General features: G+C 51.3%; 23 protein-coding genes. 5 read left to right on the top strand and 18 right to left on the bottom strand.

The window, feature by feature from the left end:
• Positions 1–16: 16 nt before the first annotated feature.
• A complete protein-coding gene (locus IEY53_RS16385; protein ID WP_189026749.1) occupies positions 17–418 on the bottom strand; it encodes a hypothetical protein in 402 nt (133 codons plus the stop codon).
• Positions 419–665: 247 nt separating this feature from the next.
• Here IEY53_RS16385 and IEY53_RS16390 point away from each other — a divergent pair, with 247 nt between their 5' ends.
• The gene (locus IEY53_RS16390) at positions 666–1,190 is read left to right on the top strand and encodes a type 1 glutamine amidotransferase domain-containing protein (protein WP_189026751.1); all 525 of its coding nucleotides are present in this window, start codon (positions 666–668) and stop codon (positions 1,188–1,190) included.
• 107 nt (positions 1,191–1,297) lie between these two features.
• Here IEY53_RS16390 and ptsP read toward each other — a convergent pair whose 3' ends face one another.
• The 5 genes from ptsP to aroA form a co-directional block, all read right to left on the bottom strand.
• On the bottom strand, positions 1,298–3,061 hold the full coding sequence (gene ptsP / locus IEY53_RS16395) for a phosphoenolpyruvate--protein phosphotransferase (protein ID WP_189026753.1): 1,764 nt from the start codon (positions 3,059–3,061) through the stop codon (positions 1,298–1,300).
• The gene (locus tag IEY53_RS16400) at positions 3,058–4,944 is read right to left on the bottom strand and encodes a glucose PTS transporter subunit IIA (RefSeq protein ID WP_189026755.1); all 1,887 of its coding nucleotides are present in this window, start codon (positions 4,942–4,944) and stop codon (positions 3,058–3,060) included. Before IEY53_RS16400 ends, ptsP begins: the two co-directional genes overlap by 4 nt.
• Before the next feature lie 660 nt (positions 4,945–5,604).
• On the bottom strand, positions 5,605–6,273 hold the full coding sequence (locus IEY53_RS16405) for a hypothetical protein (RefSeq protein ID WP_189026757.1): 669 nt from the start codon (positions 6,271–6,273) through the stop codon (positions 5,605–5,607).
• Positions 6,274–6,451: 178 nt separating this feature from the next.
• On the bottom strand, positions 6,452–6,886 hold the full coding sequence (locus IEY53_RS16410) for a CoA-binding protein (RefSeq protein WP_189026759.1): 435 nt from the start codon (positions 6,884–6,886) through the stop codon (positions 6,452–6,454).
• 111 nt (positions 6,887–6,997) lie between these two features.
• Positions 6,998–8,290: a 3-phosphoshikimate 1-carboxyvinyltransferase gene (gene aroA, locus IEY53_RS16415; RefSeq protein ID WP_189026761.1), complete on the bottom strand. Its 1,293-nt coding sequence runs from the start codon at positions 8,288–8,290 to the stop codon at positions 6,998–7,000.
• 121 nt (positions 8,291–8,411) lie between these two features.
• On the opposite strand from aroA, the gene IEY53_RS16420 reads away from it, so the two are divergent.
• Complete coding sequence (locus IEY53_RS16420; RefSeq protein ID WP_189026763.1) at positions 8,412–8,714, top strand: rhodanese-like domain-containing protein; 303 nt, start codon at positions 8,412–8,414, stop codon at positions 8,712–8,714.
• Here IEY53_RS16420 and IEY53_RS16425 read toward each other — a convergent pair.
• From IEY53_RS16425 to IEY53_RS16435, 3 genes are all read right to left on the bottom strand, one after another.
• On the bottom strand, positions 8,709–9,245 hold the full coding sequence (locus IEY53_RS16425) for a shikimate kinase (RefSeq protein ID WP_373293873.1): 537 nt from the start codon (positions 9,243–9,245) through the stop codon (positions 8,709–8,711). The two genes, IEY53_RS16420 and IEY53_RS16425, sit on opposite strands and share 6 nt — an antisense overlap.
• A 187-nt stretch (positions 9,246–9,432) precedes the next feature.
• The gene (gnd, locus tag IEY53_RS16430; protein ID WP_268240779.1) at positions 9,433–10,857 is read right to left on the bottom strand and encodes an NADP-dependent phosphogluconate dehydrogenase; all 1,425 of its coding nucleotides are present in this window, start codon (positions 10,855–10,857) and stop codon (positions 9,433–9,435) included.
• Positions 10,858–11,107: 250 nt separating this feature from the next.
• Positions 11,108–11,707 carry a YkzI domain-containing protein gene (locus tag IEY53_RS16435; protein WP_189026769.1) on the bottom strand — a complete coding sequence of 200 codons (600 nt, stop codon included), beginning with the start codon at positions 11,705–11,707 and terminating at the stop codon, positions 11,108–11,110.
• Between the two features lie 264 nt (positions 11,708–11,971).
• On the opposite strand from IEY53_RS16435, the gene IEY53_RS16440 reads away from it, so the two are divergent.
• Entirely contained in the window at positions 11,972–12,595 is a 624-nt protein-coding gene (locus IEY53_RS16440; protein ID WP_189026771.1) for a DUF1054 domain-containing protein, read from the top strand.
• 72 nt (positions 12,596–12,667) lie between these two features.
• Here IEY53_RS16440 and IEY53_RS16445 read toward each other — a convergent pair whose 3' ends face one another.
• Positions 12,668–13,954, bottom strand: coding sequence for an MFS transporter (locus IEY53_RS16445; protein ID WP_189026773.1), 1,287 nt, complete (start codon positions 13,952–13,954; stop codon positions 12,668–12,670).
• Positions 13,955–14,047: 93 nt separating this feature from the next.
• Here IEY53_RS16445 and IEY53_RS16450 point away from each other — a divergent pair, with 93 nt between their 5' ends.
• The gene (locus tag IEY53_RS16450; RefSeq protein ID WP_189026775.1) at positions 14,048–15,523 is read left to right on the top strand and encodes an aminotransferase class I/II-fold pyridoxal phosphate-dependent enzyme; all 1,476 of its coding nucleotides are present in this window, start codon (positions 14,048–14,050) and stop codon (positions 15,521–15,523) included.
• Positions 15,524–15,648: 125 nt separating this feature from the next.
• Here the strand turns inward: IEY53_RS16450 and IEY53_RS16455 are convergent, their stop codons facing one another.
• Together IEY53_RS16455 and IEY53_RS16460 are read right to left on the bottom strand one after the other, a co-directional pair.
• Positions 15,649–15,972, bottom strand: a complete 324-nt coding sequence (locus tag IEY53_RS16455) for a DUF1292 domain-containing protein (protein ID WP_019911532.1) — start codon at positions 15,970–15,972, stop codon at positions 15,649–15,651.
• A gap of 90 nt (positions 15,973–16,062) precedes the next feature.
• On the bottom strand, positions 16,063–16,617 hold the full coding sequence (locus IEY53_RS16460; RefSeq protein WP_189026777.1) for a copper amine oxidase: 555 nt from the start codon (positions 16,615–16,617) through the stop codon (positions 16,063–16,065).
• A 154-nt stretch (positions 16,618–16,771) separates the two neighbouring features.
• On the opposite strand from IEY53_RS16460, the gene IEY53_RS16465 reads away from it, so the two are divergent.
• On the top strand, positions 16,772–17,509 hold the full coding sequence (locus IEY53_RS16465) for an MBL fold metallo-hydrolase (protein ID WP_189026779.1): 738 nt from the start codon (positions 16,772–16,774) through the stop codon (positions 17,507–17,509).
• 95 nt (positions 17,510–17,604) lie between these two features.
• Here the strand turns inward: IEY53_RS16465 and IEY53_RS16470 are convergent, their stop codons facing one another.
• The 6 genes from IEY53_RS16470 to IEY53_RS16495 form a co-directional block, all read right to left on the bottom strand.
• Positions 17,605–17,838 (bottom strand): DUF3892 domain-containing protein, encoded by a 234-nt coding sequence (locus tag IEY53_RS16470; protein WP_189026781.1) that lies wholly within the window; start codon positions 17,836–17,838, stop codon positions 17,605–17,607.
• Between the two features lie 93 nt (positions 17,839–17,931).
• Entirely contained in the window at positions 17,932–18,375 is a 444-nt protein-coding gene (locus IEY53_RS16475; RefSeq protein WP_189026783.1) for a GNAT family N-acetyltransferase, read from the bottom strand.
• A 105-nt stretch (positions 18,376–18,480) separates the two neighbouring features.
• Positions 18,481–18,699, bottom strand: coding sequence for a hypothetical protein (locus IEY53_RS16480; RefSeq protein ID WP_189026785.1), 219 nt, complete (start codon positions 18,697–18,699; stop codon positions 18,481–18,483).
• Between the two features lie 142 nt (positions 18,700–18,841).
• Entirely contained in the window at positions 18,842–19,501 is a 660-nt protein-coding gene (locus tag IEY53_RS16485) for a stalk domain-containing protein (protein WP_189026787.1), read from the bottom strand.
• Between the two features lie 87 nt (positions 19,502–19,588).
• Positions 19,589–20,602, bottom strand: coding sequence for a site-2 protease family protein (locus IEY53_RS16490; protein WP_229696191.1), 1,014 nt, complete (start codon positions 20,600–20,602; stop codon positions 19,589–19,591).
• Between the two features lie 358 nt (positions 20,603–20,960).
• The gene (locus IEY53_RS16495; RefSeq protein ID WP_189026790.1) at positions 20,961–21,176 is read right to left on the bottom strand and encodes a hypothetical protein; all 216 of its coding nucleotides are present in this window, start codon (positions 21,174–21,176) and stop codon (positions 20,961–20,963) included.
• Between the last annotated feature and the right edge of the window lie 368 nt (positions 21,177–21,544).

The raw sequence follows: 21,544 nt of genomic DNA on the forward strand, positions 1-21,544 counted from the left end.
CATGTTATAAATCCCATTAATTTGTATTTCGGACGGGATGGACCGTCAACTGCTCGAGCCTCTGCTCTGTCTCACGCATCCAGCCGGGGTCCTTGATATCCCCTGCCAATCTGTAGAGATCCAGCAGAAGATCAATGCGCGACTGTGTAGCTGTCCGTACCTTCATTTCAAGTTCTGCCATACTGCTCACCGTTAAGCTTGCGAACGTTTCTTTAAGAACATTCGCCCATTCATTTTTTTCGGCAAAGGAAAACTTCTTGCGGCCTCTGACCTCTGCCAGCTCGGCTATAAATCCGCCTAAATCGCGTTTGATGTTGGGTAACGGCTCATACCGGGAGCAAGCTTGGCAAGTGTATACGGGCACGTCCGATATTTTTACTTTTGAATTATAGATTAGTGTGTGCATATGTATGGTCATGTTGCCACCGCAGGGGCACGACCTGTTCATGAAGTTAGTATTGAGCATATTCGACACCTCGGGCCAGATTATTAAACGGGGTTTCCGGTTTTTCACCTATATTCGACCCGCACCTCTATAATCCCTGCTCATTTGCATAAAATGATTTATTTACCAATTTCGATAAACGGCTTCAGCTCCAAGATGACTTCATATCTTAAATTTGATAGAATGGAAAGCAGATTTCCTTGGAAAGGGGCTGCACCACATGAGACTAACCGGTAAGAAGGTTATCGCACTGGTAGACGATGAATTTGAGGATTTGGAGCTCTGGTACCCCGTGTACCGGGTCAGAGAAGAAGGAGCCGAGGTTCACCTCGCCGGACTTGAGAAAGGCAAGACCTATATCGGCAAATATGGTGTGCCTGCCACAGCAGAGTATTCCTGGGACGATCTGAATGCAGCCGATTATGATGGTATTCTGGTACCAGGCGGCTGGGCACCGGACAAAATCCGCCGCTATCAAGCGGTACTGAAGCTGGTACAGGATTTCAATGCTGCCAAGAAACCGATCGGCCAAATCTGCCACGCCGGCTGGGTATTAATCTCAGCCAAAATTCTGGAAGGTGTCACGGTTACCTCCACACCCGGCATCCGCGACGATATGGAGAATGCCGGAGCGATCTGGAAAGACGAAGCCGTCGTCACTGACGGGCACATCATTTCCGCCCGCCGTCCCCCGGACCTCCCGCCTTACGGCAAAGCTTTTTGCGACGCACTTGCGGGTGAATAAACGGAGCTCCTTGTAACTAAAGACTTCCTATAAAACAAGCCCTGCTCCTTCACATGTTGTGAGGAACAGGGCTTGTTCTGTTGCAGGTGCTTATGGCCGTCTGAAGTTCATTTTCCCTCTTTGGATGTCCCGCTTGTCCCCAGAGGAATGCCGCTCTTGCAGGCAAACGCACTCAGCTGCTTCTCATTCTCCGTACTGGTACGATGCTTGAAGCAGGCTTTGGCCACTTCTCTGGCATCGGAAGCCAAGGTGTTCAATGTACGGTGTTTCACTTTGAGCAGCGCTTGCGGCGACATGCTGAGCTCGCTGATCCCCAGCTCCAGCCACAGCGGCAGCGAACGCTCATCCGCCGCCATTTCTCCGCATACGCTGACATCGATGTCTGCCCCCTTGGCCGCTTCCACGGTCATGCGGATCATGCGCAGAACCGCCGGATGATAGGGATGATACATATGGGCAATCTGTTCATTCATCCGGTCCACCGCCAGTACATACTGCACCAGATCGTTGGTGCCGATGCTGAAGAAATCCACCTCTTCCGCAAGCAGATCGGCGATCATCACGGCAGCAGGAACCTCTATCATGATCCCGACCGGCATGTGCGGATTAAAGGGAATGCCTTTCTGTGTCAGCTCTGCTTTAACCTCTTCCAATACCGCTTTGGCCGCCTGAACTTCCTCTACGGAAGAAATCATCGGGAACATCATCTTCACATTTCCATAGACGCTGGCCCGCATGATCGCGGTCAACTGGGTCTTAAACATGTCCTTGCGGTCCAGACTAATCCGGATGGCGCGGTACCCGAGAAACGGATTCTGCTCTTCGGGCAGCTGGAAGTAATCCAGATGTTTGTCCCCTCCGATGTCCAGCGTGCGGATTACGACGGTGCTGCCGCTTACTTTTTCAGCAACAAGCTTGTACACCTCGAATTGTTCTTCTTCGCTGGGGAAGGAATCCCGGTCCATATAAAGAAACTCCGTCCGGAACAGCCCGACACCCTCTGCCCCGTATTTCAAGGCAATGTTCAGTTCTTTCACCGAGCTGATATTGCCTGCCAGCCGCAGACTGACTCCATCTTTGGTGACGGCCTCTACGGTTGCAAGCAGTTCCAGCTGTTCCCGCTTCTTGTGCTGCTTGTCCCGAATGGATGCAAAATTCTTGATCGTATCTTCATCCGGATGCACCTGAATTGAACCGCTCTCTCCGTCCATAACCAGCAAATCTCCGGTCTGAATAGGGTTCGGCAGCTTGTTCTCAAGCCCGGCTACAAGCGGAATGCCGAGTGCCCGGGCCATGATGGAGGAATGTGAGGTTTTGCCGCCCATCATGGTAACAATCCCCAGGACGTAGGTTGGATTCAAATGAGCCAGCTGGGAAGGAGAAAGTTCCTTCGCCACCAGAATGTAAGGTTGGGTGTCAGATGGCAAGGTGACTTCCGGCGCACCCAGCAGATGCTTCAGCAGCCGGTTGCCGACATCCTTGATATCCACGGCCCGCTCCTTCATATACTCATCATCCAAAAGATCAAACATCGCTACAAAATGGTCAATCGCTTCCTTGACGGCCACTTCGGCCGCTTTATATTGGCGTTCAATGATCCCGCGGATTTCACTCATGAACACCGGATCATCCAGAATAGCCAAATGGGCATCAAAAATACTGGATTCCTCCGGGCCTACGACTTCGCGGAATTCTCTTTTGATAAATTCAATCTCATCCTTGGAGGTGCGGATGCCTTCGTACAAACGCTCAAACTCCTTAGCCAGATCTACCGGGTTCACCTGTGTGTCCGGCAAACTCCATTCCCAGTTCGGCAAGACAAAGGCCTTCCCGATGGCTACACCTGCTGCGGCGCCGATGCCTTGTATCATGCTTCTATCCCTCCAACGTTGCTTTCATGTAGTACAACGGACATCACTGAAGACTGTCCTTTTTTTACATTTTTAAATGGAGCATAACTCCATGATTTCACACGGTCCGGATTCGTAATCACCATAGGCGTGGCGAGCGAAGCCGCGTGCTCCTTCAAATAAGCAAGATCAAATTTGACAAGGAGCTGACCCGGCTCCACGCTGTCCCCTTCCTGCACAACCGCCTCAAACGGCCCCTTTAGTTGTGAGGTGTCGATACCGATATGCATCAGCACTTCCAGCCCTTCCGGGGTGGAGATGCCCACGGCATGCATGGTAGGGTACACATGCATCACCTTGCCGAATACCGGGGAGACCAGTTCTCCTTTTTCCGGAAAAAAAGCAACCCCGTCGCCGACCAGTTTCGCCGCAAAAATATGATCCGGAACTTCCTCGATCGGCAGCATCCTTCCCTGCATCGGGGCACTGAACAGCACCTGTGGCAGGTCGCGTAGCAGAAGCTTGTCGATCTCCTCGCGGATCAGCTCCGAATAAGTACCGAAGACCACCTGAACATTACCGCCGCCAAGCTTGATAATTCCCGCCGAACCCAGACCTTTAAGCGCACCTGTGTCAATGAAACGGTCATTATGCACCGTAAGCCTCAGACGGGTAATGCAGGCCTGAACCTGGACGATATTCTCTTTGCCGCCCAAAGCCTCCAGAATAAGCGGGGCCTGATAAGGAATATTACCGGCCCAGTCTCCCAGCTCGGAGCCTTCCTCGCGACCCGGCGTCGGAATCTGAAAGCGGCGGATCGCCCAGCGGAACAGGTGGTAATAAATAATTCCGTAGCCAATGCCGATCGGAATCAGCAGCCATGCGCGCTGCGACAAATGCATATTGAGAAAGAAATCGATCGCTCCCGCCGAATAGGAGAACCCGTGATGAATCCCCATCGTGTAAGTGATTACCATCGCCAGACCGGACATCACCGTATGGACAATAAACAGATACGGAGAGGCGAACAGAAAAGCGAATTCAATCTGCTCCGATACACCCGTCAGGAAGCAGACCATGGCGGCGCGCAAAAAAGTCTTGCGGACCTTGGGCTTCAAGTCCTCCCGGGCTTCCTGAATGATGGCAAACGCAATAGCCGGCAGCGCAAACATCATGATTGGGAACAAACCGGCCATAAAAATCCCGGCTGTAGGATCACCCGCGAAAAAACGCGGCAAATCCCCCTGAACAACAGCGCTGCCGTCGGGAGTTGTAAAGGAGCCGAATTGAAACCAGAATACATTGTTAAGAATATGGTGCAGACCGAACGCTGTCAGTACACGGTACAGCACTCCATATACAAACACGCCAAAGCCGCCCGTCTGCAGAATCCCCTGGAACAGCTGTTCAATCCCCCGCTGAAGCAGCGGGGCCACGCCCAGCATGACCCAGGCAAACAAGGCTGAAAACAACCCCATAAACAGCAGAACAAAACGCGATCCGCCAAAAAACTGGATCGCCTCCGGAAGCTTGATATTTTTAAACCGGTTATGCGCTACACCGGCGACTATCCCGAGTAAAATTCCGATCAGTGTGGCGGGCTGAACATATTCGTTCCCGATATGGGAAACAATGCGGTCATATGTAAACATCCCTGCCAGCGCAGCCATCCCCGCCGGCCCGGCCTGATTCGACAGCCCCCATGCTACACCAACTGCGAACAGATAAGGCATAAAATAAAAAACACCTTGCCCCGCGTATGTAGCCACCTCGGATACCGTAGAAAGTCCCCATGCCGACCACGGTAGACTGCCCAGACTCAGCAAAATGGCTGCTGCCGGCAATACCATGGTAGGAAGCATAATGGCTCTGCCCAATTGCTGCAGTGATCCGAGCCAATTCAAGGCCACCCTCCCCTTTCTTTCTATATTGAATGGTACGCGCTGGGGCAGGTTTTGTCAAAAGAAAACCATTCAATAATTCCTCTGCCTTACCTTATACAGCTATATTTCCGCTTATCCGCTTCATACTGGGTGACTGCGATGAATGTGTGTGGCTTGATCAATGCATTTACTGCATCAGAATTGCTCCAAACTCGCTAAAAACGGTCTTTTGATGTATTTAGTGCAGCAGATTATCTTGGGATAGACACTTTGAGGTGATTTCTGGTTATCCTGCTGCACTAAATGCAGCCAAACCGCCAATCAGCCTCATTTTCGCACATTCTGCTGCACTAAATACATTCAAATCGCCCCGCTTCCTTTAGCCGGCCTATTTAGAGGAGCAGCAGGCCTATTTAGAGGAGCAGCAGGCCCGCTTATCCGCTTCACGCTGGGTGATTGTGATGAATATGTGTGGCTGGTCAATGCATTTACTGCATCAGAATTACTCCACACTCACTTAAAACGGTCTTCTGATGTATTTAGTGCAGCAGATTATCTTGGAGTAGCCACTTTGGGGTGATTTCCGGTTATCCTGCTGCACTAAATGCAGTCAAACCTCCAATCAGCCTCATTTTCGCACATTCTGCTGCACTAAATACATTCAAATCACCCTGCTTCCCCTCACCATATCTGGTCCGGGTGCATCGGCTTCAACTCATAATACCGCACACTACCCCCTTTGTGGACCGGTAAAAGTATCCCCTTCCCGCATAAGGAGCTTAACCGCTTATAGACTGTCCGAGGGTTGATCCGAAACTGTTCAGTCACATCCTTCGGCCGAACGGGTCTGCCCAGCTGCCAGGCGAACCTCAATATTTCCTTTTCCTCCGGTAAAAGATCAACAGTGGCTGTCCTGCGCGCCAAGTATGGTGCCAATGTCAATTGCAGCAGCATTCGGCATACTTCAGGGCGCTGCTGGATATCGTCGAAAGGAAAGTGAAGCATCTTCCAGCCCATTCCTGTCAGAAAGGTATCCCGATTCAGGGCGTAACTGAACCGCTCGCGGTCCATATCACGAACGTGGGTCTGAAAGCCGTCACATTCAATTCCAAACCGTCCACCGTTTGGCGGCAAGTAGGCAAAGTCCAAAAACTGCGATTTGCGATTCCAGTCGTACACTTCGTATTCCGGCTGCAGATGCTCAAGCGACTCAAACAGCGGCCACCATACATTCTGAAGAAATAATATCTCAGCAAATTTATGCCCCCGTGCCAGCCGCCCCCTTCTTTCCCCATTTCTGCAGTTCAGGTGAGCGTCAATAAATTCCCGGTGCGCTTCTTCAAACTCCATCCTCCAGCCCCCTTTAAAATAAAAAAACGCCCTCTCCCGCAGATATGCGGAAAAGGACGTTCTTCGTCTGGTGATAGTATACCAAAACTTACCGGTAATTTATAGCTTAAAGCAGCGCAATGGACAGGTAGACAGGTGTAAGGGTTCCGGGGTTCCCACTTACACAGCCATGCACAATTCAGCCCCGGCTGCGCCCCTTCAAGGCTAGCGCTTCTTCGACCTTGATGCAGCGGTCCATGATCGCGATCATACCGTGCTGCGCCGCAATATCGGCGGCCTCCTGGCTGACCACGCCCTGCTGCAGCCAAAGTACACGGGCGCCAATGTCTGCTGCCTCCTGCGCCACCTCGGCACAGAATTCACTGCGGCGGAACACATTGACGATGTCCACTGGCTCCGGGATCTCCGCCAGTGTGTGATAACACTTCTCGCCCAGGATCTCGCCGTCCACCATGGGGTTGACCGGGATGATCCGGTAACCCCGGCTTTGCATGGCCCCTGCGACCATATAGGAGGTGCGGTCGGTTTTATCCGACAATCCCACTACGGCAATATTGCCGGCAGAAGCTAAAATATCGCCGATTCTCTCCCGGGTTGGGTTCTCAAAGCTCATATGAACAGCTCCCTCATACTAAATTTAGCTGCAAGCGTAGCACCTTTATTCCAGGTTCCGTTTAAAGGGTACCTTTTTTCGCTTCATTTCCTTAGAACTCCCGAGATCCCCTTATTCTACCCATTCCACATCCGCACCAAGCGCACGGAGATGATCGAAATATTGCGGGTACGATTTGGCCACATGATGGGCGTCTTTGATGACCAGCGGCTGGCGGGCACGCAGACCGACTACGGTCAGTGCCATGATTACGCGGTGATCGTAATGCGCGTTGATCGTCACCCCTCCCTCTACACCCTCAGGCTGGCCGTGAACGATGATCTCATCCGGCCGTTCTTCGACCTTTGCCCCTGCCCGCGTCAACTCCGCCAGGTAGTCGGTAATACGGTCGCATTCCTTGTAACGCAGGTTCTCCACATTATAGAAACGCGAAGTTCCCTCGGCAAATACAGCCGCCGCCACCATCGCCAGTACGGCATCCGTCGCAGCATCACCGTCAAACTCCACAGCCTTCAGCTTGCCGTTCCCTTGAACATGCACAGTGCCATCTTCATGGGTTAGCGGCACTTCCATCATGCGGAGCACATCCACAATGGCCCGTTCGCCCTGTTTGCTTTTCTCCGCCAGCCGGTGAATCTTCACATCCGACCCGGTAACCGCTGCAGCCGCCAGCACAGCCGCAGAACCCGGATAGTCGCCTTGTACCGTGTAAGACTGTGCCTTGTAAGCCTGACGGCCCGGAACTTTAAAGGACATATAATCATCGGCAGCATGAACCACAATGCCGGCCTGTTCCAGCACCTCCAGCGTCTGGCCAACAACTACCTTCGACTTCAGATCATCCAGCACGGTAATTTCGCTGTCTTCTTCAAGCAGTGGTGTCAGGAACAGCAAGGCGCTAAGGAATTGGGAGCTAACCGCTCCGGAGACGGTAATCCGGCCCCCTGCCGGCTTGCCGCCACGGATCGTAATCGGCAGTCGCCCTTCGTTGTGCTCGACCTCTACTCCAAGCTGGCCCAGCGCCTTAATCAGGTCGTCATGCGGCCGTTTACCGAGGGAATCCGGGTACGTATTCACAAAAGTAACTTCAGGGCTGAGAGCAGCAACTGCCATCAGGAAGCGCAGCACCGCCCCCGCATTGCCCACGTTCAGCTCTTTAACATTACGCGGCTGGCGGCCGAAGCCCTGAACCACGATTTTTTCTTCATCTTCGGTAAGCACGGCTCCAAGATCTGCGATACAGCGGCGGATTGCATCACTGTCTTCGCTGTGCGCAGGATGATAAATCGTGCTGACCCCTTCGGACAATGCTGCCACAAGCAGGTAGCGGGTGGTGTAGTTTTTGGAAGACAATGCTCCAATTTCCCCTTGCAGGGTTGGCGTAGGCCTTACAATAACATCCATGATATAAGCTCTCCTTAGTAGTTGTAATAAGTGTGAATAAAAGGTGAACAGCAGTTTGACAGGGCATTCTGTACTTGTGTTATCATTAGATCATTCTGCTTGAAGAAAAGAGGTCATAACCATGAATGAGATTCCCCAAATTACCACAGAGGAATTGCGCAGCCGTCTGGAAGCCGGAGAGGACCTGGTTCTGATCGACGTCCGTGAAGACGAAGAGGTCAGCTCCGGCATGATTCCGGGTGCCCTCCACATTCCCATGGGCGACATCCCGCAGCGTACCGGCGATATGAGCAAAGATGCCGAGATCGTCTTCATTTGCCGGTCCGGCGCACGCAGCCAGCGGGTATGTGAGTATTTGCAGCAGTTCGGATATAAAGCCACCAACCTGAGCGGCGGTATGATCGAATGGAACGATACCCTATAACCCCTTAGAAGCTGAACCGCGGTAATGCGTTAAAATATACTGCGACACTTGGGCGACACTCAGTCCTGTTGTATCGACCGTGCAATGCGCGAAGCGGTAAGCGTCACGGCGCTGCTCCATAATGCGTCTGACCCCTTCTTCCGTGTTGCCGGCGAGCAGCGGACGGTTCCGGTCTCCCCCTACGCGGGTAATAATCTCCTTCTCAGAGGCCGTAAGTGCCACAACTAGCCCTTTTTCCAGCATGATGGCTGTATTCTCCGGGGCCAGCACTGCGCCTCCGCCTGTGGAGATAATCCGGTTCCTGCCTTCCAGCATCCGTGCCAGGACGGCTGTTTCTGCTGCCCGGAAATAAGCTTCCCCATCCTTCTCAAAAATCTCCGGAATGCTTCGTCCAGCCTCCTTGGCGATGACCTGATCCAAATCCACCAGCTCATAGCTGAGTTCTTCGGCAAGCAAAGCGCCAACCGTTGATTTCCCTGTTGCCATCATCCCCACCAGAATGATATTTCCGGTAATGTTACTGTTGCTCAAGCTCTCCACTTCCTCTGTATCCCCAGCCATGACTACCTCATAACCGCGATATTTGTCATATCATAACACAGGGTCAAAACTTTAGACAATCCGGGAGCGCCGCTTATTGCCTGATAGCAAAAAGGGCCCGGAAGGCCCCGTCTCTGGCGGAGCCTTCCGGGCCGCTGTTTGCGGCTGTGCCGATGTACTATTGAGACAACCAGTTGTGGTGGAACACGCCTTCTTTGTCTACACGTTTGAACGTGTGGGCACCGAAATAATCGCGTTGTGCCTGCAAAAGGTTCGCAGGCAGGCGCTCCGTACGGTAGCTATCGTAGTAGGCAAGGGCACTGGCAAAGCCAGGAACCGGCACTCCCATTGTGACAGCTGAAGCGATAACTTTGCGCCATGCGGATTGGTAAGAACTCATGATGTCCTTGAAGAAAGGATCCAGCAGCAGGTTCTTCAGATCCGCATTGTTTGCATAAGCATCGGTGATGTTTTGCAGGAAGCGGGAACGGATAATGCAGCCGCCGCGCCAGATTTTGGCCAACTCGCCGTATTTCAGGTTCCAGCCATATTCATCGGAGGCTACACGCAGCTGTGCAAAACCTTGCGCGTAGGATACGATTTTGCTCGCAAACAAGGCTTTGCGCACGTTCTCGATAAATTCGGCTTTGTCGCCGTCAAACGGTACTACTTCAGGTCCGCTCAGCACTTTGCTGGCTTCTACGCGTTCTTCCTTCATTGCGGACAGGAAGCGAGAGAATACGGATTCTGTAATCATGGACAAAGGTACGCCGAGATCCAGCGAGCTTTGGCTTGTCCATTTGCCGGTACCCTTTTGGCCTGCGGAATCCAGGATCACATCGACCATCGGTTTGCCGGTTTCTTCATCGTAGTGGGCGAAGATATCCTTCGTGATTTCAATCAGGTAGCTGTCAAGCTCCCCGCTGTTCCACTCTTTAAAGATGTTGTGAAGCTCCTTGGCATCCAGACCAAGCACGTCTTTAAGCAATTGATAAGCCTCGCAGATCAGTTGCATGTCGCCGTACTCGATACCGTTGTGCACCATTTTGACATAATGTCCCGCACCGTCAGGTCCGATATATGTACAGCAAGGCTCTCCGTCCACTTTAGCCGAGATCGCCGTAAGAATAGGTTCAACAAGCTTGTAGGCACTTTCCTGGCCGCCAGGCATAATGGAAGGGCCTTTCAACGCGCCTTCTTCGCCGCCGGATACGCCGGTGCCGACGAAACGGAAGCCCTTTTCTTCAAGGTATTTACTGCGGCGGACCGTATCAGGGAAGTATGCGTTACCTCCGTCGATAATGATGTCGCCTTGGTCTAGATGCGGCAAAAGCTGCTCGATGGTTGCATCGGTTGCCTTACCCGCTTGCACCATGATCAGAATTTTGCGTGGCGTTTCCAGGGATTGTACAAATTCCTCAATTGAGAAAGCGCCTGTCAGGTTTTTGCCTTGAGCTTCGTTAAGAAGATCTTGCGTCTTCTCCGGGGAACGGTTAAATACGGATACGGAAAAACCTTTGCTCTCGATATTCAGAGCCAAGTTTTTGCCCATTACCGCCAAGCCAATAACGCCGATTTGTTGTTTTGCCATCTGGTCCTCCACCCTTTGCACCCTATATTTTTGTGAAATCCATTTCTCGCAGTATTAACAATACCACCCTTTGTGACAGACAGCAAAGTCATCTTTGCGAAAAGAGATCAATTTCATTGACAAATCCCTTGATAAGAGGGGAATTGTTCACAATGACTATTTTAACGCTTTTAAGACAAGAAGTGAACCCCTTAAGGCCTTTGGCAGCAAAATAAAAGAGCACCCGCGAAAGCGGAGTGCCCTGGGCCTGAAGTGGTAACTATTATAACCATTCCAGTTTATTTAATTCCCTGGTCAAATGGGCCAGCTCAACCTTACATTTCTCTGCACGGACTGTATCCCCGGCTTTCAATGCTTCATTCAACCGGTCAAGCTGCTCGTCAACCTCTACCCGCCGCTGGCGTATCCGGTCCTCGCCTTCTACAGAGTAGTATAATTTGGTCAGCTCCTGATCCGAAAGTAATGGACCTTTCTGATACAGCACCCGCTGCTGGTACCCGGAAATCTCCACGAGACGAATAACCTCTCCGAACAGAATGTTCTCAATGATGATCTGGCGGTCGCGAAAACGCTTGATGATGGCATGGCCGCGCATATCACCGATCAGCTTGCCCATCCATTCGGACAATCTTGCATCACGGATCATATAATCGCCAACCAGTTTGTAGCTATCCTTGCTGCGTTGAAAACGGAGCTTCGTCAGCTTGCGGCCGGTCCGTACCGAAATCACGAAGTCGTCCTCATTCTCGCTCCAGTACAGGGAATAGCCCTCTTGAATCAAGTCCTTTATCAAGTCCTGAATATGCTGTCTGTCAAACCGCAGCTCCAGATTGCAATATTCCACCTCGTCATTTTTGTTCATGGCACTCCCCCCTAACGGCTTAGCTTTCGCCTTTGCCAGCTTCTGTCACCAAACTTAAGAGTAAACGGGCTGCCGGACCTCCACTGGAGAATAATAACTTTTTGCGTTCGTCTTACTCTTATTTTATACTTCAGTTTATGTAGCGGTAACTTGGTTTATTGACTATTTTTACCCGCAGCAGCCCTTTTCCAAACGTTTACCGGCATTTTTGTTGATTTAGAAGCGGATCTGCCCGGTTCGGACTAATTTATGAGGTGACGCCAGATGCCATTTAAAGGTTTTGATAGCACAGATTTTGATGTATTTGAGATTGCGGGGCTGGAGCCGCGCATGGAAGCCCTGATTGACCGTATCCGCCCCAAGCTGACGGAGCTGGGAAGCGAATTTGCCCCCTTCCTGTCCGCACTATGCGGGGAAGAAATGTTCCCGCATGTGGCCAGGCATGCCCGGCGTACAGTTCATGCACCGAACGACACCTGGGTCGCCTGGGGACCCAACAAACGCGGATATAAGGCCTTGCCCCATTTCCAGGTCGGGATGTTCGGGAGCCATCTGTTTGTTGTGTTTGCGATTATTTATGAAAGCTCCAACAAAGGTGTTTTTGCTGAAGCGCTGACCCGGCAAATCCCGGAAGTCCGCTCCGCACTGCCCGGCCATTACTTCTGGTCCACGGACCATTTGGACCCGCGCGGCACGCCTCAGTCAGAGATGGGCGACAAGGAGTATGCCGAGCTTGCCCGCAAGCTAAAGGAAGTCAAAAAAGGAGAAGTCACCTGCGGTTTGCGCATCGACAGAGATGACCCTGTGTTAAAGGACGGGGACAAGCTGCCGGCTGTCATTCAGGGAACGTTTGAGACCCTGCTCCCGCTTTACCGTATGTCCTTCTAACCGGAAATCGCCACAGCAAAAGCCGCGGGTTCTCCTGGACAATCGTCCGGAGGCCGCGGCTTTTGTTTGAGGTTATATTGTTCCGGTCCGCCGTTTCGTTCTGTGCACGATGAGCAGATGCAGCCCGAAGAGCAGCAGCATTACGCACGCACTGGCCAGAAAGGGCACACCGTGTCCTACGGTATCCCACAGCTTGCCGGAGATTACCGGCCCCGCTACCATACCTGAGCCTTGCAAGGTAAGAAACAAACCCCACACCGTCCCCCGCTCACCTTTGGGCACCTGCTTGGCCAGAAAAGCGTTCCAGGCAGGCAGGATCAGCGCATAGCTCACACCTACAAGGGCGACTGCTACGAAGACCAGCGGCAGCCAGCGGACCATGGAGAAAAAGGCCATCGAGCCTGCTGCAAGCAGAAACCCGATGTTCAGGAATAGGGTCGTGCCGATTTTGTCCACCAGCCTGCCGGCCGGTATAAGCGCAAGCACGGTGATTCCTCCACCGGCGATCAGGAGCAGGCTGAACTGGTTGGGAGTTACATGCAGCTCCGAACGGGCAAACAAAGTCACTACCGGGGTCATTAAGCCGATGGCAAAGGCCTGCAGGAACAGCGCGGGATACAGCCACCGGCTGACATTAAGGGAATTCCTGATCTGGCTTATGGTACGCTTCAGGCTTTGCAGTGGATTCAGCCGCTTGCCGGAACCCGTTCCTGGTTCGATATCCATATCCCGCACGGCATGCGGGGTATGGGCTCCGATCCGCGTAGGAAGCAGCAGGGCTACTATAACTACGAGCACAGCACAGCCAAACAGGACAAAAAAGGCCGTCCGGTAGCTGTGTCCGCCGTGGTCCATCAGGAAATTGACGATGATGGGACCAACTCCCGTACCGGCAAGCGAAGCCATTTCCACGGCTCCCATGGCCGCTCCGCTGCTGCCGCTTTTGGTGGAGCCGGCCAGCTCGGTTACACCGGTCATCACACAGGGCCAGAGCGGTGATGTGCCGATCCCGAGAATCAGGCAGGCTACGGACAACAGAACTGCATCTTTGGCATAAATAATAAGTCCCACCGCCACCAGAATTAGGAGCAGGGCACTGGTCATGGTCCAGCGGTAGCCGATCCGCTCCATCACCCAGCCGGACGGGCTGCGGAACAGATTATCCCCCAGGTATTGCAGGGCAAAGGCGAAACCGACCACCGTCACCGACAGACCGAGAATATTCTCCATGTACACAGGCAGCAGCGCTACCAGCAGCGATCCTTTGACAAACTCCACCAAAAAAATGATAACCCACATCTCGATAATAAATGGCGACGCCAATTTGATATGCGCACGCTGTTCAACTTTGCCGGGCATTCTATCACATCCTAGTATTATGATCGTTGATTTGTTATACTGATGCTTGCTTGAAAAAAATCTACTTTTTGCGAAAGGTTGTGACAGCATTAAATGAATCAACACCGTACTCCCCTCTTCACTGCTCTTAAAAAGCATGCCGCCGGCAATCCAGTCCAGTTTCATATTCCGGGGCACAAGAAGGGGCTAGGAACCGATGCCGAATTCCGTGAGTTTATCGGCGATAACGCTCTATCCATAGATCTGATCAACATCGCACCGCTTGATGATCTTCATCAGCCTACAGGCGTGATCGAAGAAGCTCAGAAGCTGGCTGCGAAGGCTTTCGGCGCCGACTACACGTTCTTCAGTGTACAAGGCACGAGCAATGCCATCATGACCATGATCATCTCAGTCTGCTCGCCGGGTGACAAAATTATCGTGCCGCGCAACATCCATAAATCTGTGATGTCGGCCATTATTATCTCCGGAGCCAAGCCTGTGTTCGTCTCTCCTGCTCAGGACGAGAATCTCGGGATAGACCACGGCATAACCACCAGCTCGCTGGAACGAGCATTAAGGCGCCATCCGGATGCCAAAGGAGTTCTAGTAATCAATCCTACGTATTTTGGCGTATGTGCCGACTTGCGTTCGATTGTCGACCTGGCCCACAGTTACGGTGTTCCCGTACTGGTGGACGAGGCCCACGGAGTACTGATTCATTTTCATGAGGATCTCCCGGTATCGGCCATGCAGGCCGGTGCGGATATGGCTGCAACCAGCGTACACAAGCTGGGGGGCTCCATGACGCAAAGCTCGGTACTGAACCTCAATGCAAAGACCGGTCTTGTGAACCCGCAGCGGGTACAGACCATTCTGAGCATGCTGACCACCACTTCCACTTCCTATATTCTGCTGGCGTCCCTGGACACCTCCAGACGCAATCTGGCGCTGAACGGCCACGAAATGGCCGCACGGACCATTGCTCTGTCCAACTACGCCCGTGATGCCATTAACAATATCGAAGGCCTGTACAGCTTCGGCAAAGAAATACTCGGCACAGAAGCCACCTTCGACCATGACCCTACCAAGCTTAACATTCACGTGCGCCATTTGGGGATCACTGGTTATGAAACCGAAAACTGGCTGCGCGAGAAGTACAACATCGAAGTTGAGCTTAGCGACATGTATAATATTCTTTGCCTTATTACCCCAGGAGATACACAAGAATCAGTAGATAAGCTGCTTGCTGCCCTCCGGGTATTGTCTGCGATTCATTACAGCAAGGGTGAAATTTATGAAATGAAGGTGCAGGTGCCCGAGATTCCGCAGCTTGCCCTGATTCCAAGAGACGCTTTTTATGCCGATACACAGCTTGTCCCTTTCCGGGAATCTGCCGGCTATATCATCGCAGAGTTCATCTATGTGTATCCGCCGGGAATTCCGATTCTGCTTCCTGGTGAAGTGATTACCCAGGATAATATCGACTACATCATCGACCATGTTGAAATCGGATTGCCTGTCAAAGGGCCGGAGGATCGCAGCATCACGAACGTCAAGGTCATCGTAGAGGCCGACCCGATCTCCTGATCGGGCGTCCCTCTGGAGGATATAACCATACAAAAACCCGATACCATAAGAGTATCGGGTTTTTGTATATAAGCACCGCAGGTGCCCCCCAAAGCGGGAGACAACCTCGCGTTCGTTACCGAAATCTATTCTTGCTGGGCAAGCAGTTCGTTGTAAGCTTCTTCAACAGCTTTCCATTCAGCTTCGTCTTCGATATTGTACAGCACCATTTCTTCGTCTTCTTCTTCCATACGAAGAATAATGCCGTCCGCTTCCGGATTCTCACGTTCAAGCAGCAGTGCGTACAATTTCTCGCCTACATCGAACGTTTCCACCAGAACCATTTCCACGTCTTCGCCCTGCTCGTTCGTCAAGGTCAGCACAAACTCCTCGTGCTCATGGTCGTGATCATGTCCGCAACCGCATGCTTCACCATGTTCATGGCCATGCTCATGTTTGTGATCGCTCATTGTAATACCTCACTTTAATTGAATTATCCTACATTTGGTATCGTACCACGTAAGATAAGTTCAGGTCAATTTGAGACGGCTTTTCCATCCCTAATTCAGTGCAGTAATTACTTTCTCCGACACAAGTACATAATCTGTAGTCTTGGACGCTTTGATGTAGAAGCCTACCCGGTATTTCCCCGTCTCTTTGAACTCGTAGGTAAATTCCGAGGTGGGAAACCAGAAATTATCTTTGCTGGAACCCGACAGCTCCTGGGATTGAATATCCTTTACATTGCCTGAAGGATCGGTAATCGCCACTTTGACGGCCGCAATCTCTTGCGCGAGGCTGTCCACCTGTGCCAGTACCTTGAACTTAAGCTTGCCCACATTTACATTGCCAAAAACCGTATCCCCTTTGAAGAGAACAATGTGCACGTTCGGTTTGAGAATGGATACTTTGCCGGAATCGTCCCAGTTGACTACGCCTCCGGCTTCACGGGCCGGAATGTAAGCTTTTCCGTCAATCAAATAACCTCCGTCGGCTATTTCTTTTCCGTTGCTCCATAGTTTGATTTTTTGATTTACGGCATCCGCGAACAGCAGCGAGCTTCCCATCATGGAAAACACAACCACGCACAGTGCGACTTTTTTCCATCTCTTCATTTGAGACCCTCCAAATAATTCATGCTGTTAATATATACTGCCTTCACTGCTGCAAGTTGCGCTGCTTTCCGGTAATAATTTCATTGAAACAGCGAAAAATGATAATATATAAAAATAAACATACGAGCCATCCAACTAAGGAGGGTCATTCCTTATGAGTTTACGTCTGCAAATGCTGGGGACCGGCAATTCTTTTGCCAAAAACTATTTCAACAACAACGCGCTGCTGCAGGATGAAGCCTTCACGCTGCTGATCGATTGCGGCATTACAGCTTCTCTGGCCTTGCATGAAATGGGCAAAACCTTCCGCGACATCGATGCGGTACTGATTACGCATATCCATGCCGACCATGTCGGAGGACTGGAGGAGTTTGCTCTCTTCACCCAATATAATTGCGAAACCAAAAGGGTACTGTACCTGCCGGAAACACTGGCGGTTCCTCTCTGGAATCAAACCTTAATGGGCGGATTGTACCAGGAAGGGGTTGTCGGTTCGCTGGAGGATATTTTTGAGGTCAGGCTGCTGACTCCCGGCGTTCCAGTGCAGGTGTCTCCGGGCATCCGGGTCGAACTTATCAAGACCCCGCATATTCCGGGTAAAGACAGCTACTCCATTGTTTTGAACGAAGATACCTTCTACAGTGCAGATATGACGTTCCGGCCGGATCTGCTGCTGAAGCTGGTCCAGGAACGCGGTGTGCGGAGGATTTTTCACGACTGCCAGCTTACAGGACAGGGGGTCGTACATACCACGCTGAAAGAGCTGTTGTCCCTGCCGGAAGAGGTTAGGCGGATGATCAAGCTGATGCATTACGGAGATGACAAGCCTGATTTCGAGGGGAAGACGGGCGAAATGGAGTTTCTGCAGCAACAGCTAACTTATGAATTATAAACCTCGAACAGGAATAGCAAAAAGCCGGATACAGCGTCGTTAGACGTTGTTCCGGCCTTTGTAGGCATCAGTTATTTGTGAAGGGGCTCGTTCCCTTAAAACATCGGAAGTTGGTCCAGGTTGTTGCTGGGGTCGCCATCCGCATCACCGCGAATATACATTTCCCCATCTCTCCCCTTAAACGCATTTACTCCGGCAATTTTGCCGGACTTAACCTCCTCCAGCGCTTGCCCATATTCAAGCACACGCCCCGACGCGGTCTTGAATCCGGTAATATCGCCGTCGCCATTTTTCTGTACCGCTATGAATTGTTCACGTTCGTCTGTCATCAGTGTTATCCGCTCCTTGTCCTGGATTTGCCATCAAAGGGCACTTTTTAGGGTGTCCTCCGGAGCAGGACAATATGTGCGGTGAAGGTTGCCTTATAGTTTTTTTTGCATCCGGACATGCAGGATTCCGGCATCATAGAACGGTTCTGTAGAGATAACCTCGTAACCGAGTTTGCTGTAAAATTCCTCCGCCTGACATTGACCATCCAGAATGGAGGCCGCAAGCCCAAGCTCGCGTGCCAGCTCCTCCAAAGCCAGCAGAAGCACTCGGCCGTACCCTTTGGAGCGGTACTCTTTCAGCACGGCAATCCGCTGCATTTTGGCTGTACCTGCTTTGTAATAGATCAGTCGTCCTGTTGCTACCGGGACTCCGGCATCCATTAGCAGGATATGATGGACATTGGGTCCAATCGCATCATATTCGTCGATTTCTTCCTCAGCCGGCACCTTCTGTTCTTCAACAAATACCTTCTTACGAATATCCAGCCCGAACTGAAGCTGTTCTTCAGTTGATACATGTACAATTTCAGCAGCCATGTTCCCATCCCCCTATTTATGTATCCAGCAATAGTTGATTATTATACAGAAAGTTCATTTTCCTGTACAGATCAAAAAGCTGCATAGGCCAGTTTGTACCCCCTGCTATTCTCCCGAGTACACCTCTGCAGGGATAGAACGGTCATACACATCCTGCATTACGGGTGAAGGCGGCCCATAGGCCGGATCCAGCCCTCCGTCCATGGTGGACATCCTGTTGACCTGAGTTAGTCCGGGGGCCTGTTCCTGAGCAGCACAGCCGGTTAATACTGGCAGAGTAAGGATCACCGCCACAGCTATTCCCTTAAAAATTGTACGCATCATCATGTCATCTCCCTTTTTTCTGTCCAAGCAGTCCGTCTTCTGACAGCTTTGACGAAACCCGGGCATCTTAAAACCAAAAACCCGCTTCGCCGGAATTCATCCGGTCGCAGCGGGGTATACATTGTATATAAGAGGCCGGGAATTACTCTTCCGCCCAGGTGATGGTGATTTCATTATATCCCGGCTTAGAACCCGAGGGTGAGCCTATGATGGAAACTACGCTGTTGCCCAGCTTCCCGGTAATGACCAGCGATCCGTCTTCTACAACTTTGGTTCCCTCCTGAATATTCTTGGAGTCCACATATTGGGTATACAGTTTGCCCACCGAGTCGATGCTGTCTTTGGTCAAGTAAATCAACAGCACCTGCTTCTTGCCCTCATCAACACCGTCCACAACCTCCGTAACAACCGCATCCTTCGGAATCGGGAAATCGGCCGGCAGATACTTGGAACGGGCACCGCTGTCTGCCGGTGCTTTTCCGGTGCCGGGAGACGGATTGCTGGATGCCCCGCTGCTACTGCCGATCACCACTTTATTATTGGCGGCATCAAAGGTTACAGGAACCTTCAGTGCGTTGGCAACAGACCGGGTTGGCAGATACGTCAGGCCTTCATAGGTAATAGGCGTCAGTTTTTTGCCGTTGCCGTCAACCATGGTATAGTCCGCGCCGTTGACCTGAACGCCGATCCCATGATTCAGATAAGCCTTGATTTGCTGCAGGTTGCTCCCTGCATAGACACCGGCTGAGCCTGTAGCCAGCATTCCGGCAATCGAGGCAGCAACAATCGTTTTCTTTTTCAAGAATTACCCTCTCCTGTCAAGAATATGTGATCGGAAACCCAATCCAAATTCATTACCACGGCAAGAAAGAGTTTAAACAGATTCTTCCTACAAATTGACATTCCCCACCACATGAACAAGATACATCATCCCGGCCAGTACACCGGCCAGCACAAAATAGGCGGCTCCATAAGTCCAGCGTGTGCGGGAAGATACATCATAGTAGCGATCATTCTCGAATAGCTGGTATCGGACCTCACAATACATATTCAAGTACGCTTTGTCCTCATGAAACACCTCTTCCAGCCGTTTCACCTGCACGCTCTCAACGAGGCATTGCTGCGGCAGCTCCGCAGTCCCTTCATAGTCCAGGCCATCCCAGCGAACCCGCAGATATTGCTGCTGGTTCAAATCACTGTAAGTGGTAAAAGGCAAGGCGCGTTTATGCTCCGGCCCAGGGATAAGCACCCCTTGCTCACGCAGGCCTTCAATCGGAATCATAAAGCTTTTCAGGGAAGCATAGGTCTTTGTCTTCTGATTGCGGCGCTTGACATATTTATTGTAGAGGTCGTAGGCAAACAAAGCCCATATGATGAAGAACAAAATAGATTTGAGATAGATAACGACCGCAAGGCCGCCCACCAGCCCCACCAGCCAAAGCCAACGGGTTACAGCAGTAGCAATACGCCCCCCATCGAGCGGATGGATCGGCAAAAGGTTAATCAGATTGAGCATGAACCCTACATAGGAGAGGGCATACAGCAAAGGACTATCCATGTAATAAGCGGCTCCAAACACTGCAACTGATCCAATTGTACCCAAAACCGGACCGCCGAAGGCGATATAGGCTTCCGTTTTGGCATCCATCGGAAATCTTTTCATAGAAATCAAGGCTCCCAGAAAAGGGATGAACAAGGGCGCACTTACCGGAAGTCCTACCCGTTTGGCGGCAAAGACATGTCCCATTTCATGGACGAGCAGCAGCAGGACGAATCCAATCGCGAACTCCCACGGATAAATCAGCGCATAAGCCCAGATGGATATGATCATGGAAATCAGGGGACTGGCAATTTTGCCGATCTTGAGCATCGACAGAATGGCTTTTCCTTTTAAAAGAAACATCACTGCCACGCCGCCCAGCCATTTCAGCGGACCCGATGCAGGTTTTTTATTATTTTGTGCCAAAAGTTTCAAACTCCTTTTTCTATATAGTAGATATGTTCCCCGCTAGGCAGGCTATCTGCGAAATCCAAACAAAAACAACATCCTCAACATAATCTCCCACCATTTGGTTCGGTTGATCTCCATGGTTCTCCCCCTTCGCAGACGGCATACATCTATTCATTCTAGCATAAAGAGCTGGAAAGTTCTTCTCTCCGGACGGAGCAAGGCGCTCTGCTATCTGTAAACATCAAAAAAAGACCGGGGAGCCCCCCGGCCTTCCTGGATTAAGCTATTTATTCCCGCCTACTCCCTAAAACTACTGCAACGCTCTTCTTAAATTCCGGACAGCAATCCGATTGAGCCTTAATGCTTCACGAATGGAAGCTCTCGCCGCCAGCAGTTCCCGTCTTGCCCGGCTGCCAATCGGCAGCCTGCGCAGATTCTCCGCAATCTCTTCCAGCCGCTCCAGTAATATTGCCCGTTGTACCCGAAGGGCCGCCAAAGCTCTTAGAATTCTCGCTCTTTGGTTCATCCTTACCACCTCTTCCTACTTGGGATATAATAGGAAATGCAGGATGGCGCTGTTCTGTCTGTGTCTACTGGCAATTATGTAATACTACATTTATTTCTTTTTTTATGGCTCAACCTCAAAATAAGCTGTTGACAGACTTGACGGACTGGAGAAACGTTATTTCGCGAAATCAGCTCATTTTTCTGGTCAAACGGACTCAGGAGCCGCTAAATGATCCATTGCCCCTTGTTTTGGGCTAGAAATCATACAATAGGAGCACCTGTGTCCGTATAAAAGGACAACACCCTGCGTTGCCTCAAATAAGATCCCCTGTGTACTTCTGTCAATAGAGTGGACACAGTAAAAAGGTCAGTTCGCAAGCTTTAGAT

Origin of the sequence: Paenibacillus albidus (genome assembly GCF_014644435.1) — a bacterium.
Taxonomy (GTDB): Bacteria; Bacillota; Bacilli; order Paenibacillales; family Paenibacillaceae; genus Paenibacillus_AQ; species Paenibacillus_AQ albidus.

Excerpts from the sequence above, each read along its gene's own strand:
- IEY53_RS16420 (WP_189026763.1), top strand. The coding sequence starts at position 8,412 with ATGAATGAGATTCCCCAAATTACCACAGAGGAATTGCGCAGCCGTCTG.
- IEY53_RS16455 (WP_019911532.1), bottom strand. The coding sequence starts at position 15,972 with ATGAGCGATCACAAACATGAGCATGGCCATGAACATGGTGAAGCATGC.
- IEY53_RS16480 (WP_189026785.1), bottom strand. The coding sequence starts at position 18,699 with ATGATGCGTACAATTTTTAAGGGAATAGCTGTGGCGGTGATCCTTACT.
- IEY53_RS16470 (WP_189026781.1), bottom strand. The coding sequence starts at position 17,838 with ATGACAGACGAACGTGAACAATTCATAGCGGTACAGAAAAATGGCGAC.
- IEY53_RS16460 (WP_189026777.1), bottom strand. The coding sequence starts at position 16,617 with ATGAAGAGATGGAAAAAAGTCGCACTGTGCGTGGTTGTGTTTTCCATG.
- IEY53_RS16445 (WP_189026773.1), bottom strand. The coding sequence starts at position 13,954 with ATGCCCGGCAAAGTTGAACAGCGTGCGCATATCAAATTGGCGTCGCCA.
- IEY53_RS16495 (WP_189026790.1), bottom strand. The coding sequence starts at position 21,176 with ATGAACCAAAGAGCGAGAATTCTAAGAGCTTTGGCGGCCCTTCGGGTA.
- IEY53_RS16440 (WP_189026771.1), top strand. The coding sequence starts at position 11,972 with ATGCCATTTAAAGGTTTTGATAGCACAGATTTTGATGTATTTGAGATT.
- IEY53_RS16385 (WP_189026749.1), bottom strand. The coding sequence starts at position 418 with ATGACCATACATATGCACACACTAATCTATAATTCAAAAGTAAAAATA.
- IEY53_RS16465 (WP_189026779.1), top strand. The coding sequence starts at position 16,772 with ATGAGTTTACGTCTGCAAATGCTGGGGACCGGCAATTCTTTTGCCAAA.
- IEY53_RS16405 (WP_189026757.1), bottom strand. The coding sequence starts at position 6,273 with ATGGAGTTTGAAGAAGCGCACCGGGAATTTATTGACGCTCACCTGAAC.
- IEY53_RS16390 (WP_189026751.1), top strand. The coding sequence starts at position 666 with ATGAGACTAACCGGTAAGAAGGTTATCGCACTGGTAGACGATGAATTT.
- IEY53_RS16475 (WP_189026783.1), bottom strand. The coding sequence starts at position 18,375 with ATGGCTGCTGAAATTGTACATGTATCAACTGAAGAACAGCTTCAGTTC.
- IEY53_RS16410 (WP_189026759.1), bottom strand. The coding sequence starts at position 6,886 with ATGAGCTTTGAGAACCCAACCCGGGAGAGAATCGGCGATATTTTAGCT.
- IEY53_RS16490 (WP_229696191.1), bottom strand. The coding sequence starts at position 20,602 with ATGTTTCTTTTAAAAGGAAAAGCCATTCTGTCGATGCTCAAGATCGGC.
- IEY53_RS16450 (WP_189026775.1), top strand. The coding sequence starts at position 14,048 with ATGAATCAACACCGTACTCCCCTCTTCACTGCTCTTAAAAAGCATGCC.
- IEY53_RS16435 (WP_189026769.1), bottom strand. The coding sequence starts at position 11,707 with ATGAACAAAAATGACGAGGTGGAATATTGCAATCTGGAGCTGCGGTTT.
- ptsP (WP_189026753.1), bottom strand. The coding sequence starts at position 3,061 with ATGATACAAGGCATCGGCGCCGCAGCAGGTGTAGCCATCGGGAAGGCC.
- aroA (WP_189026761.1), bottom strand. The coding sequence starts at position 8,290 with ATGGATGTTATTGTAAGGCCTACGCCAACCCTGCAAGGGGAAATTGGA.